We start from the raw sequence: 12,154 nt of genomic DNA, 5'->3' as shown, positions 1-12,154 counted from the left end.
CCGGCACGGATGTGGCGCATGCCCGTGCATGGGCCGTCACGACTGACCCGGATACACGCGACACGCGCTTGCCTCAAATGGATGCAAACCTTGCCAATGTGAGTTCGTGTCAACGTCCCTTCGAGCGAACGGCCCATGGAATCCGTGTCCATCGTCGCGCACATGTCCGGAGGCCTTGCTGGCCCGATCGCGCTTGGCTGTATCCTGCTCGCCTTCTTGCTGGCGATGGGCCGCATCGATGCGTTGGCGCTCTCGTTTGCAATCTCGATCACGGTAATGCCGTTGCTGCTCGTCCTCGCCCTGTATGAGGGCTGGCCGCCCATGGACGTTCCCGTCGTGACATTGCTGGTATTTGCCATCGTCGCCCAGGGGTCCCATGCCATCCTCGCCCTCAGGCGATGATTGCCGACCCGGGACGCCTCGAATGCCGGAAACCCGCACCCTCCCTGTTGCAAATGCTGGAGGTCCACAACGGCGACTGCCAACTGCATCCGAGGATTCATGAGAGCTAGAAAGCTGCACGCCGGTGTTCCCATCCGCAACTTCGTGTCGAGAACTGGAACCGCCATCAAAGGATCCGTCCGGTCACCAGATAGCGCCCAAGCGCTCCGGCTGCCAGGATGAGAACGAGCAGCATCATGAAGCCTATGCCTGCCAGAAGGGCCATGCCGAGCCAGCCGGAAAGGCCACAGTCCATCAAACCGTTCGTTTCCATATTCATGTCCTTTCTGATGCTGGCGATGGAGCCCCGGACGGTTGCGGGTCGGCTTCCAGAACGGCTCCCTCGCTCTTCGCTCTGGAAGGACGCCTTTTCTGGCGCCAGGTGACGACGGACGCCGTGATACGGAGCGCGGAAACCAGAACGACAAACGCCACAAACGGCCAGCGCAATGGGTTCGGTGCTGGTACAGCGCGGTGGAAATCAAGGAAGTGCATGAACAGGAAATATGCCGTGTGCAGAACCACGAGGGCCCAGAGCACGAAAGCTGCCGTCTGAACGAACTTCCAGACCTGAGGCCCGAGGAACCGGACCGAGCGGTCATTGGAGGTCGCTGCCAGGACAAAACCATATGCAAGCGCGACGATCCCGACGAGGTTGGCGAGGCCGAAGCCGTGCTGCAGCATGACCTGGTGCCCGAGGTCAGGGTGGAATACGAAGCCAAACAGGCCGAGTAGATCGAACTGGACCCACCCTTCAATTATGATAAGGGCGTGCGCCAGAGCGAGCACGACAGCGTAAATTCCGCATTCGCGACGATAGGCAATCAGGCTGAGGAGCTTCGGCCAGAACCGTGCCGCTGGCCCGATTCCCATCGTGAAGGCCAGAAGAACGAACGACGCGTCGGCGGTAGCCCTGTTCCATCTGTGCATGGGGTCCCAGTCGCCATGGACCATGCCGAAGAGGAAGACCAGAACTGCGGCTATGGTCAGCACCAGGAGATGTCGAAAGCCTGCTCGCGCATTCCTCCCGTTCCGATATCGTCCCGCACGTGGGCCGGGGAGAGCTTCGGTGTTTAACCGCCTCATACCACCTCTCCCACTGAGGGGGCCGATGCCGTTGCTGACCGATGGTCGAGAACAAACACCCGCGTACCGGTTGGCGTTCGCTCGTAGAGGTCTATGATGTCCTGGTTGAACAGCCGGATGCAGCCCGACGACATCGCCCTACCGATGCTCCAGGGCTCATTGGTTCCGTGCAGCCGATAAAGCGTGTCTCGACCGTTCTCAAACAGGTAGAGCGCTCGTGCGCCAAGCGGATTTTGGAGTCCCGGCTCCATCCCTCCAGCGAACCGAGCGAGGCTCGGATCACGCCCGATCATGTTTTCCGTTGGTGTCCAGCGCGGCCACTCCCGCTTCATCTGGATCAGGGCGCGGCCGCTCCAGCTAAGTCCCTCCCTCCCCACGCCGACGCCGTAGCGCAAGGCTCGGCCTCCTTCGCGGACCAGATAGAGGAACTTCTCGGACGTATCGACGACGATCGTACCGGGTTCCTCGCCGGTGGGATCGGAAACTTCCTGGCGCAGATAGCGGGGGTCCACCTGAGTGACGTCAACAGCCGGAATGGGAAACCGCTCCTGGGGCATCGCCGCATACATCCTCGCCAAGTGAGGATCCGGCCGCATGGCACCCGGCACGGTCACCGGATCCGGGCGCGACGCCGGCGACATGCATCCGGTCAGGGATGCGGCGATGCCAGCCAACATCGCGCGCCGTGTTATGAGTGCGCCGCGGGCGCGGCGCAGTATAGACGCTTCATGGTTCTGCATTTCGTTCCTCTTGATGATACGACAGGAGGGCCCCGAAGGCCCCGATCGGAAAATCAAAGAGGAAAGCGCGGTGGCTGGTCGGGTGGGGCCGTGGCGAAGTTCGCGGGCAATTCTTCGGACACAGGCAGGCCGTAGCCGGAGGCGGGTGTCGATGGATGAGGAGTAGAACGGTTCAACGTTGCCCAGCACGATGCCGACGGAGCACAATTGACATCCGCTGAGGCTATTCCGAACTCGTTAGCCCCTTCCGCAGTGGCCGCTATATCCAGAGCACCCACATGCGCGTGCTCTGGGACTGATGGCGCGTGCTGCGACAGCGCCATGGTCGACAGCGCAACCAGCGAGAAGAGGAACATCATGCGCAAGCAGGTTGTCATCCGGTCTCCCAGCAGTGCTGGATGTCTAGTGACGATCCTATGGTGTTCCTATTTAGAACATTAGCCGAAAATGTGACCGGCTGCGACTGCATCCGTGCTGAACATTCGGCTTCCATATTCGGGCTCGTCCTCACCTCACGATCACCTGAGCTCCGGTCTGCACCCGCTCGAAGAGATCTTCGACGTGTTCGTTGATCAGGCGTACGCAGCCATTCGAAATTGCCTGGCCAATTGTCCACGGCTCAGTAGTGCCATGGATTCGATACATCGTGTCGCGGCCATCCCGGTAAAGGTAGAGTGCGCGAGAACCCAGGGGATTGTTCGGCCCTCCAGGAACGCCGTTGGCGTACCGGGCGTATTTCTCGGGCTGACGCCGGATCATGTTTGCTGTCGGTCGCCAGCCTGGCCATTTGGCTTTGCGGCCAATTTCGGCCTGGCCCTGCCATGCCAGTCCCGCGCGACCTACACCGATCCCGTAGCGCCGGGCCAGTCCTTCGCCGAGAATGAGGTAGAGATACCTGGCATCGGTATCCACAACCAATGTGCCGATCGGGTGCGGTTCCAGGAACTCCACCTCCTGCGGAACGTGATCTGGGTCCGGAACGAATGGCTGCGGATGTGCATAGGCGTAGACGGGTGAGGCGACGAATGCCAGCCCGAGCAGGAATCTGCGTCGGTCGATCATGGTGAAGCTCTGTGCTTGCGGTTGACGGGCTAGTGCAGGAGGAAGGAACCCGTACACTTCGGTGGTCTTTCGGGAAGCGCCCGGGGAGTCTCGGCGAAGCCACGCGTAATGATAGCCGACAAAAATTCTGGGCCGGAATAGGCCGCACCAGAAACAGAATGGACCAAGCAGGACTGGTCAGCGAGGCAATGGGAGTCGGGTTGGCGCGCCGAACTGCAGCACTCGTGGGCGGGTGCTGCGTCGGCTGATCCCAGAACTTCACAATGATGCAGAGAACTCGCCTGCGGAAACGCCTTCGCCATAGCATCCGTTACGCCCGCAGTTACAAAGACTGCGACAATTATCAGCATGGTGCAGAGCAGACGAACCAACATCGACGCAATATCGCCGATATGCGCGCAACAATGGTTACCGGGCATTCAACTTCACGTGAAGCGTTCGGAAGAAAGACCGGCCCTCGCAGGGGCTCACATCCGGATCGTAAACTGCTCCACGATCGAAACACTGATGGTCAGACGCTCGCCTGACACGGATGACCTCATTCTGGTCCCGGCGGGCATGCTACTTCGAGTCGAGTCGCGGAAATCGCTGCGTAATCGGTCGGGTCATTGAAAAACTCTTCCGTTAGGCTGCCCCGGTTTTCCGCGATCACCTGATAGGGATCTGGACGTATAATGGCCGTATCGCAATCCGCAGGAAGGCGTCCGATCGATATGTGTTCGTCTTCTTGGAACTCGATCGCTGTGAACAGCGTAGGGTCGTAGATGCCGAAAGTCAGGGATCCCCTCAAAGGGAGGGGGTCACGTGGCTCGGTCTCGAATTCGACGATTAGCTGGAGGTCGTCAAAATATGCTCGCAGTCCAGCCGGTGGTCTCATGACAATCTCTTCACCATTGGACTCGATGGACTGGAAGTAGTTGAAATCCGCAAGTGAGGTGTGAATCGTCCTTGAAACGGCATCGAGTTCCTCTTCATCCAATTCCATACTGCCTGCAGCGCCGAATTCCAGGATGACGGTGCTTGAGAAGAATTCATCGAACCGCCACAGGTGCTTCAGCCGATCAACGGTCCCAGTCGCATTGAGGACGATTTCGAGGTGCGCTTCCGCAAGGATATGTGGATGGGCCTTCAATGGAAAAGTCCTCGCCGTGGCCATCAGCATGGCAATCAGCAGGATTGTCAAAAATCTGCGAGCCTCCAGGCGCATCAGAATGTTGCGTTTCATGCTATTTGATCGCTTCAATTCCTACGGCAGCAACGAACTGGAATGCTCGGCTGGCGCTGCTGTTTCAGTAGCCCGCCACGGTTCGTCAGTAGTTCCTGGCAGCGGCAACGATCTCGTTGTGACAATGTGCTGCATTACCGCGTGTCTGCGATGCAGCGTGAGTGCGTCAAAACTAGGGTAAGGCCCCATAAAGGGTTCCGGTTGAGTGGCCTGATGCGATTCACGGCCTCCGAAAGGAGGACAGCGATGCGTCGGCATCATTTCTGGCTTGCCGACGAGCAGTCTGCGATGCTGAGACCGCACATTCCACGCCCGGGGCAAGCCGCGATTTTCGCCGGCCAACTCGCCTGGGCGATTACGGTGGTCAGACGTGGCAACATGCCATTGGCGACTGCCCTCGTCGCAACGCTTCATGCATCAGCCTCACGTATTGCCCGCGCTCCCAGGAGATGGCGGCGTGTCAGCCAGACCACGAGCGGTGGGATGACGAGCCATTGCAGGAGCGGGCTCAGCCCTGTGCCGAAGGGCGGTACGAGCGGCATCAGGTCAGAATATGTCCAGCGCAGGCTAACGTTGGTGTAGTAGTACTCGAACCCAACGGTCAAAAGGATCCCAACAGCCACGAAGATTGCGACCGGCACGCGCGTCGGGCGAAGGATCCAGACCCGGCCACGCGCCGCCACGCTGGCCATCCAGAATGCCGTCAGCGCAAACCCTACATCGCCAAATGTTGCCGACATGCAAAGCTTGATCGCCTCCCAGTGGGCCATCTCGGCCATGCCGGTGTAGGTCGGCACCTGAACGAACTCCCAAACGAAATGCAGGACGAAGGAAAACAAGGCAACGGGCAGTTCGGGCACCTCCCATATGCCTGCGGCTCGCTCGTCGTCTCCGGAATGGTGGGCGCGCGCGGGCTTTTCGCTGTCCTGCCCCATCAGACGTCCTCAGTCGGCTCAACCAAGCCCGGGAACTGCGCTTGACAGATGTCGGGACAGACGGCGCAGGCCCATTCAATATGGGTGTCCGCGCCGACTGAAACGTCGCATGCCGCGAAGTGATGGTATTGTTTCATGTCACTTGCCTTTGTCTTTCGGTCCTGGTCTCAGACTTGTTCTATGGAAGGCTCAAGGGCTGTCACTGATGATCGTGATCCCCCTGCCGGCCCCGGTTGCGAGATAGGAATACGCGCTCGAACAGGAATACAGACGCCATACCGACAATGCCGACCACGACAATCAGCGGATCGGACTGCCACTTCATCGCCGCGAAGGCGGCCAGCACGACAGCATCGAGCGCGATGGCTATCAGTAGAACCCAACCACGCGCGTTGATTTCCCGACGGAGATGCCGGAACACGCCCCAGTGGATGATGATATCCATCACGAGGTAGAAAAAGGCCCCGAGCGAGGCGATCCGGCTCAGGTCGAAGAATACCGTCAGAAAGCCTGCCAAGACGACCGTATAGACCAGCGTATGATCCTTGATCGTGCCCGGCATCCCGAAGTGCCGATGTGGGATCAGATCCATGTCAGTCAGCATCGCCAGCATGCGCGAGACTGCGAACACGCTCGCGACGAGGCCGGACGCCGTGGCAACCAGGGCCAGCGCCACCGTAAGATAGAATCCGGTCTGCCCCAGCGCAGGCTCAGCGGCCTCTGCAAGCGCGTAGTCCTTTGCCGCAACGATCCGGTCGAGCGGCAGGCTCGATCCGACTGCAAAGGCGACTAGAACGTAGACGATCACGCAGGTCGCGATGGATAGCATGATGGCCCGGCCGACATTGCGGTGCGGATGGGTGATCTCTGCGCCGCTGTTGGTGATGGTCGTAAAGCCTTTGAAGGCCAGAATGGATAGTGCAACGGAGGCCAGAAAACCGCCGGCTCCGGCATCTCCGCCGGTGGCTTCGAATGAAATACCGCTCGCCCACAGCGCGCCCGCACCGAAAAGCGCGATTCCGCCCACCTTGATTATGGCCATAACGATAGACAGAAGGCCGACAGAACGGTTGCCTGACACGTTCACCAGCCACGCGAAAACGATCAATCCGACGCCGAGAACAGGAACCAGGATGCTATCAGCATCGACACCGAAGGCTCGGAGCGCATAGGTCCCGAAAGTACGAGCGACGAGGCTCTCATTGATCACCATGGAAAGCGCCATCAGCATGGCCGCGCCTGCCGCCACCGTCGTCGGTCCATAGGCCTTCGTCAGGATCATCCCGATCCCACCTGCAGAGGGATAGGCGTTTGACATCTTGACGTAGGTATAGGCGCTGAACGCCGACACGATCGCACCAACGAGGAATGACAGCGGGAAGAGCGGCCCGGCAAGCTCGGCAATCTGGCCTGTCAGGGCAAAGATTCCAGCGCCGATCATCACGCCCGTGCCCATGGCGATCGCGCCCGGCAGGCTGATGCTGTTCTTCTCGTAATCTTTTGCCATCAGTCTCTCTTTTTCACTGCCAACTTCGCGCGCTTCAGAAGGATCGAGTTGCCGATAACTGACAGAGAGCTCGCCGTCATGGCGACGACTCCGATCATCGGATGGAGCAGTCCGAGGGCGGCGATCGGGATCGCGGCGACATTGTAAAACCAGGCCCAGAACAGGTTCTGGACGATCTTTCCGAACGTGGCTTTCGACAGACGGATCGCCTCCACAGCCTTGGTCAGTTCACCTTTGACCAGCGTCACGTCCGCCGCCTCGATGGCGACGTCCGCGCCGGCTCCGATGGCGATCCCGACATTGGCTTGCTTGAGGGCGGGCGCGTCATTAATGCCGTCTCCCACCATCGCGACCTTTTCGCCGTGCTCTTCCTGGAGCTTGCGAATCGCGTCGACCTTGCCTTCGGGAAGGACTCCCGCCATCACCTCGTCGAGCCCAACCTGCGAAGCGACATGTTTGGCCGTGCGCTCGTTGTCGCCGGTGATCATGACAACGTGGATGCCAAGGTCGTGCAGAGCTGCAATTGCGTCCTTGGAATCGTCCTTGATGGTATCTGCAACCGCAACCAGACCCGCCGCCGCATTTCCAATCGCAACCAGCATCGCCGTTTTGCCCTGCATCTCAAGCTCCTGCAGCCGACCCTCAAGCGAGGAGGCATCGATCCCTGCTTCATTCAGGAGCCTTCGCGATCCGACGCGGATATGGGCGCCCTCAAGCTGACCCTCGACGCCGCGCGCGGTAATCGACCTGAAGCCGGAGACTTTGGGTACGACGAGGCCACGATCGCGCGCACCCCTCACGATCGCTTGAGCGAGCGGGTGCTCCGAACCAGCTTCGACGCCTGCCGCTGCACGAAGAACCGCCTCTTCCTCGAAACCGTCGAGGGCGACCACGTCCGTCAATGACGGCTGGCCTTTGGTGATGGTTCCGGTCTTGTCGAGAACAACGACCTTGATGTCCTTCAGGGTCTGGATCGCCTCTCCGGAGCGAATGAGTATACCCTGCTCGGCACCCATTCCGGATCCGACCATCAGCGCGGTGGGCGTTGCCAGACCAAGCGCACAGGGACACGCAATGACCAGCACGGCGACTGCTGAAAGAACCCCGAGCATGAGCGGGCTCAGATCAGGATTGACCCAAGGCAGGAACGTTGCACCCCAGAACAGTATGGGTCTCAGGGACTCGGCGAAGAACAGCCACATTAACAGGCTGCCCAGGCTGATCACGATGACAGCCGGTACGAACTTCGCTGTCACTCGGTCGGCGAATTCCTGGATGGGCACTTTTGATCCCTGCGCTTCCTCCACGAGGCGGATGACCTGCGAAAGGAAAGTATCGGCTCCGACCTTGGTGGCGCGGATCTTGAGCATGCCTTCATTGTTGATGGTCGCGCCCAGGACTCCATCGCCCGGCCCCTTTTCCACCGGCACCGACTCGCCCGTAGCGATCGATTCATCGAGATGGCTGTTGCCCTCGACGATCTCGCCATCGGTTGGCACCTTGGCGCCCGGCCGCACCACCATGACGTCGCCAACGATGAGCTCGGCGATGGGAACCTCAATCTCCTCATTGTCGCGCTCCACCGTGGCGGTCTTCGCCCCTAGTGTGATCAAGCGCTTGATGGCCTGGCTGGCTCGTCCCTTCGCCCGCGTCTCCAGATACCGCCCCAGAAGATGGAAGGTCATGATCGTCGCCGCCATCTCGATGAAGGAGGTCATCGGATAGAAGAACCCGACCAGGCCGATCAAATACGGCGGCAGGCTGCCCATCGATATGAGCACGTCCATGTTCGCCGTGCGGTTGGTGAGCGAACGCCAGGCCGAGCGATGGGTCGACCAGCCGCCGTAAAGAAACACCACGGGGAAAGCGAGCGCCGCAACAATCGCCAGGTAGCCAGGAATGGGCTGCCAGAACATGTGCGGGACCATGATCAGCATAATCAAGGTCGTGGGAGCAGCGGCGATCCACAAACGCCTCCAGGCCGTCGCCAAATAACGCTCTTCTGCATCCTCGGCAGTTCCCGAAGCTGCTTTTGCGTCCCCGACCTCCACGGAAACGACGTCATAGCCGGCGCGCTCCACAGCCGCCCTGATGCTGTCTGCGTCCGTCGTGCCTGGCACGAAGGAGACGTTCACGCGATGGGCGGCGATGTTTGTGTCGACCTTGGTGATACCAGCGAGCCTCCGGATCGATTCCGAAATCAATCCGGCACAATGATCGCTGCCCATTCCGGGCACTGTGAGGCGGACATCACCGGCAGGTTCTGCGGCCGGAGGAGCAATTTCCGCGACTTCGTATCCGGCCCGCTCAATGCCCGTCTTGATCTTCGAACTCGACACAGATGCGGGATCGAAGCGTACCGCGACCTTGTGGGAGGCAATACTGGTCTGCACGGCATGCACGCCGGCGAGGCGCTTGAGCGACGTGGAGATCAGCCCAGCGCAATGGTCGCTTCCCATGCCGGGGACCAAGAACTCGACCGTTGTCTCCCCAGCGGCAGCGGAAGCGTCGCCAGGCTTTGTCGCATTCCCTTTGATGGACGAGATCATCGTTCAAACCCTCCAAGCAAAACCCAGACGATGACGATCGGCCATCCCAGCATTAGAGTAGCGATCGGGAGGCTCCACCAAGTCAGGCCAACGAAACCGTAGAGGGCGCCGACGGCCAGTAACCCGAGGACGATCCAAAGCCACGACGGCCGGAACCTGGACGGGATTGTTTGCGGGTTGCCAATCGCCGAAATGGGCGGTTTGACGTTTTGAATAACTGAACGCGTAGGCATGAATGCCTTCCTTCCGCTGGATTGTTGTTCCTGCCGGACTTCCTGCGCGCGGCCGCAAATCGCGGCGCGACGGATGGATGTCGCAGGTAACGTGCATGCGCCTGGTGGCCACGCCGATGCAGGCGAAGCCTCGAAGCGCCGTGGCCGATCAACAGATGGGAGGGCGGTCGATCAGGCTCTGGCCGGAGCCGGGGCAGATACGAGGTCTGAACGGGCGGCGGAGGACTTCTGCTGGCGCAGCCAACACCATCGAGGGGGAGAAAATGGCGGCCGCAGAGCAGTGTCCATAGCCCGAACAGGAGGCCTCGTGATCGTGTTCGCCCGAGTGGCCATGGTGACTACCCCCTTGCGGGTACGCGGTATCGATGGCGATCACCCTGCCGTCGTCCATAGCGTCCAACGCTGCGGCTGCCGTGGAGGTCGAACCGATGACGAGCGCCACCAGGAAGGCCGCCGCGACCAACCCTGCCAGGCGAAACAATCGCCTCGACAAGTGGAATTCTTCGTATCGGGTCATCGGCTTGAACCGGATGCCGTGGGCATATTCGGACGCTAGCACAGAAGTGTCGACCTTGCTTGATCCAGGTCAACCGCCATTGTGGAATCGAGTTTTCGATAACGCGAAGGCGGGGGCTCCATCAAGTACAACATCACGGGTTCTGCCAGGACCTGACGCAGGCGGGAGCAGACCGGTAGCCGGGCACGGGCCTCCTCTCATTCGGCGCCTTGGCTTCTCTCTTCGAACCGCCGGTTGATGTCGTCCTGATGCTGGCGGGCGCGGTCGGGCCAGCGTGACTTGATGAAGGACAGGATGGCGATGATCTCCTCATCGTCGAGCACCCCTTCGAATGCGGGCATGCGGGTCGGATAGTCCGGCAGGTTGGCGGCTTCCGCGATGCCGTATTTGGTGATGCCGAAGAGAAGCTGGTCTGGATGGTGCCAAGTGTGCCCGGTCTCGTCATGCGGCGGACCCGGGAGATAGCCGTCCTCGTCGCGCACCTGCCAATCCGGCGTCTCTCCCTCCAGATTGGTGCCGTGGCAGGCGGCACAGTGATCCCGGTAGAGCACCTCCCCAAGCCGAACGGCGTCGCTGTCGTTTGGGCGGAACAGGCCGAACTCCGGCTCGCTTCGGGGGCGCATCAGAAGGATCACGGCGCCGAGCACGATGACCGCTGCCAGGCCGGCGATGATTCCGATGAGACGCATTCGTTGCTTCAGTTCGTAGGCCCTTTCACTTCGGACCACGTCCGCCCTCCATCCTCGGAAGCAAAGATGTTGCTTTGGTGGGATGCAGCGAAGACGTGCATGGGGTTGGCCGGGTCGAAGGCCATATGCAGGAGCACCTGATCCTCCCATCCCTGAGAGAGGGTGGAGAAGTCCAGCACCTCTTCATCCGTGCGTACCAGGCCGTGGCCCGGCACGAAGGCGAACAGCCCGCCCTCGCCATCCACCGCCACGAGGCTGACGGGAATGTCCGGGAGCGCGGTCTGCCAGCTTTGGCCGCCGTCGCGACTGATCTGGAGGCCGTTTCGTGTGCCAGCATACAGGGTGTCGGTCTGCAGTGCTGAGGCGGCAATCGAGATCAAGTCGGCCGGTAACGGCCCAACGACTGACCAGCTATGGCCGCCATCCGCGCTGCGCTGCAGCGTTCCGTAAGTGCCATAGATGATATCGGGATCGACGAGGCTCACCGTCATCTGGTGGAAGTCGACCGGACCGTTTGCGCCGGGCGACCGCTGCTGCCAGGTCTCGCCGCTATCAGTCGAGACAATGAAGCCGAGATTGCCACCTTGGGCCGGATGGCCGCTGCCATAGAAGATCTGGGCCTCATCGGGATGCGGCGTGAATCCCATGAAATCCTTCACGGGCGAGATCCGCTCGGCCATACCGTCCGGTCCGGCACGGAACACGCCGTGATGAGTGGCGATCAGCAGGTGACCATCATTGGTGCGATCGACGGCAAGGCCATGGATATGGGTGTCCTGCTTCAACGCGTGCACCGGCAGGACTTCGCTGGCCAATGCGAGAGACGGCGCGGCCACGACAGCCAGCAATGCCGTCAAGCCGGTTGCCAGAATTGATTTCTTCATCTCAGACTTCCTCTGCATCCTCTATGGCCAATAGTCGGCCCCACGGCCTCGGCGCGTTTTCATGGGTGCTCTTCCGACAGCGGGTTGTTGGGATAGCCCGCCTGCTCGATCGCTGCGGTCACGGCCGCCGGCGGTGACTGTGTCTCGATCTCGGCGGTGCGACCGCCGAGATCGATGCTTACCTTTGCATCGGGGTCTGTCTTCCTGACCGCCTGGGTGACGGCCTCCACGCAATGGCCGCAGCTCATGTCGGGAATGCTCAGTCTGATCATTTGAAGGTCCTCTC

At 60.7% G+C, this 12,154-nt stretch carries 13 protein-coding genes; 1 reads left to right on the top strand and 12 read right to left on the bottom strand.

All coding sequences use genetic code 11. From position 1 onward, the window contains the following. The first annotated feature begins 135 nt into the window (after positions 1-135). On the top strand, positions 136-402 hold the full coding sequence (locus GRZ55_RS19395; RefSeq protein ID WP_169288611.1) for a hypothetical protein: 267 nt from the start codon (positions 136-138) through the stop codon (positions 400-402). Between the two features lie 166 nt (positions 403-568). Here the strand turns inward: GRZ55_RS19395 and GRZ55_RS19390 are convergent, their stop codons facing one another. From GRZ55_RS19390 to GRZ55_RS19335, 12 genes are all read right to left on the bottom strand, one after another. Continuing rightward, entirely contained in the window at positions 569-715 is a 147-nt protein-coding gene (locus GRZ55_RS19390) for a hypothetical protein (protein ID WP_169288610.1), read from the bottom strand. A gap of 2 nt (positions 716-717) precedes the next feature. Beyond that, positions 718-1,434, bottom strand: a complete 717-nt coding sequence (locus GRZ55_RS19385) for a ferric reductase-like transmembrane domain-containing protein (RefSeq protein WP_368856649.1) — start codon at positions 1,432-1,434, stop codon at positions 718-720. 89 nt (positions 1,435-1,523) lie between these two features. Continuing rightward, positions 1,524-2,267 carry a L,D-transpeptidase gene (locus GRZ55_RS19380; RefSeq protein WP_169288609.1) on the bottom strand — a complete coding sequence of 248 codons (744 nt, stop codon included), beginning with the start codon at positions 2,265-2,267 and terminating at the stop codon, positions 1,524-1,526. 507 nt (positions 2,268-2,774) lie between these two features. Beyond that, complete coding sequence (locus GRZ55_RS19375; protein WP_210257424.1) at positions 2,775-3,329, bottom strand: L,D-transpeptidase; 555 nt, start codon at positions 3,327-3,329, stop codon at positions 2,775-2,777. Between the two features lie 538 nt (positions 3,330-3,867). Then, positions 3,868-4,554, bottom strand: coding sequence for a DUF1007 family protein (locus GRZ55_RS19370; RefSeq protein WP_246734886.1), 687 nt, complete (start codon positions 4,552-4,554; stop codon positions 3,868-3,870). A 410-nt stretch (positions 4,555-4,964) separates the two neighbouring features. Further along, complete coding sequence (locus tag GRZ55_RS19365; protein ID WP_246734885.1) at positions 4,965-5,489, bottom strand: hypothetical protein; 525 nt, start codon at positions 5,487-5,489, stop codon at positions 4,965-4,967. A gap of 199 nt (positions 5,490-5,688) precedes the next feature. Further along, positions 5,689-6,996 carry an APC family permease gene (locus GRZ55_RS19360; RefSeq protein ID WP_169288608.1) on the bottom strand — a complete coding sequence of 436 codons (1,308 nt, stop codon included), beginning with the start codon at positions 6,994-6,996 and terminating at the stop codon, positions 5,689-5,691. Continuing rightward, positions 6,996-9,545: a heavy metal translocating P-type ATPase gene (locus GRZ55_RS19355; RefSeq protein ID WP_169288607.1), complete on the bottom strand. Its 2,550-nt coding sequence runs from the start codon at positions 9,543-9,545 to the stop codon at positions 6,996-6,998. Before GRZ55_RS19355 ends, GRZ55_RS19360 begins: the two co-directional genes overlap by 1 nt. A gap of 381 nt (positions 9,546-9,926) precedes the next feature. Next, a complete protein-coding gene (locus GRZ55_RS19350; RefSeq protein ID WP_169288606.1) occupies positions 9,927-10,295 on the bottom strand; it encodes a hypothetical protein in 369 nt (122 codons plus the stop codon). Between the two features lie 197 nt (positions 10,296-10,492). Continuing rightward, positions 10,493-10,984, bottom strand: a complete 492-nt coding sequence (locus GRZ55_RS19345) for a cytochrome c (protein ID WP_169288605.1) — start codon at positions 10,982-10,984, stop codon at positions 10,493-10,495. An 8-nt stretch (positions 10,985-10,992) separates the two neighbouring features. Then, complete coding sequence (locus tag GRZ55_RS19340; protein WP_169288604.1) at positions 10,993-11,868, bottom strand: exo-alpha-sialidase; 876 nt, start codon at positions 11,866-11,868, stop codon at positions 10,993-10,995. Between the two features lie 59 nt (positions 11,869-11,927). After that, positions 11,928-12,140: a heavy-metal-associated domain-containing protein gene (locus tag GRZ55_RS19335; RefSeq protein WP_169288603.1), complete on the bottom strand. Its 213-nt coding sequence runs from the start codon at positions 12,138-12,140 to the stop codon at positions 11,928-11,930. Positions 12,141-12,154 lie beyond the last annotated feature (14 nt).

Origin of the sequence: Chelativorans sp. ZYF759 (assembly GCF_012911015.1) — a bacterium.
In the GTDB taxonomy this organism is placed as follows: domain Bacteria; phylum Pseudomonadota; class Alphaproteobacteria; order Rhizobiales; family Rhizobiaceae; genus ZYF759.
The sequence above is the reverse complement of the archived record's forward strand: the minus strand, read 5'-3'. Positions and strand labels throughout refer to the sequence as shown.

Excerpts from the sequence above, each read along its gene's own strand:
- GRZ55_RS19395 (WP_169288611.1), top strand. The coding sequence starts at position 136 with ATGGAATCCGTGTCCATCGTCGCGCACATGTCCGGAGGCCTTGCTGGC.
- GRZ55_RS19390 (WP_169288610.1), bottom strand. The coding sequence starts at position 715 with ATGGAAACGAACGGTTTGATGGACTGTGGCCTTTCCGGCTGGCTCGGC.
- GRZ55_RS19380 (WP_169288609.1), bottom strand. The coding sequence starts at position 2,267 with ATGCAGAACCATGAAGCGTCTATACTGCGCCGCGCCCGCGGCGCACTC.
- GRZ55_RS19375 (WP_210257424.1), bottom strand. The coding sequence starts at position 3,329 with ATGATCGACCGACGCAGATTCCTGCTCGGGCTGGCATTCGTCGCCTCA.
- GRZ55_RS19370 (WP_246734886.1), bottom strand. The coding sequence starts at position 4,554 with ATGAAACGCAACATTCTGATGCGCCTGGAGGCTCGCAGATTTTTGACA.
- GRZ55_RS19365 (WP_246734885.1), bottom strand. The coding sequence starts at position 5,489 with ATGGGGCAGGACAGCGAAAAGCCCGCGCGCGCCCACCATTCCGGAGAC.
- GRZ55_RS19360 (WP_169288608.1), bottom strand. The coding sequence starts at position 6,996 with ATGGCAAAAGATTACGAGAAGAACAGCATCAGCCTGCCGGGCGCGATC.
- GRZ55_RS19355 (WP_169288607.1), bottom strand. The coding sequence starts at position 9,545 with ATGATCTCGTCCATCAAAGGGAATGCGACAAAGCCTGGCGACGCTTCC.
- GRZ55_RS19350 (WP_169288606.1), bottom strand. The coding sequence starts at position 10,295 with ATGACCCGATACGAAGAATTCCACTTGTCGAGGCGATTGTTTCGCCTG.
- GRZ55_RS19345 (WP_169288605.1), bottom strand. The coding sequence starts at position 10,984 with ATGCGTCTCATCGGAATCATCGCCGGCCTGGCAGCGGTCATCGTGCTC.
- GRZ55_RS19340 (WP_169288604.1), bottom strand. The coding sequence starts at position 11,868 with ATGAAGAAATCAATTCTGGCAACCGGCTTGACGGCATTGCTGGCTGTC.
- GRZ55_RS19335 (WP_169288603.1), bottom strand. The coding sequence starts at position 12,140 with ATGATCAGACTGAGCATTCCCGACATGAGCTGCGGCCATTGCGTGGAG.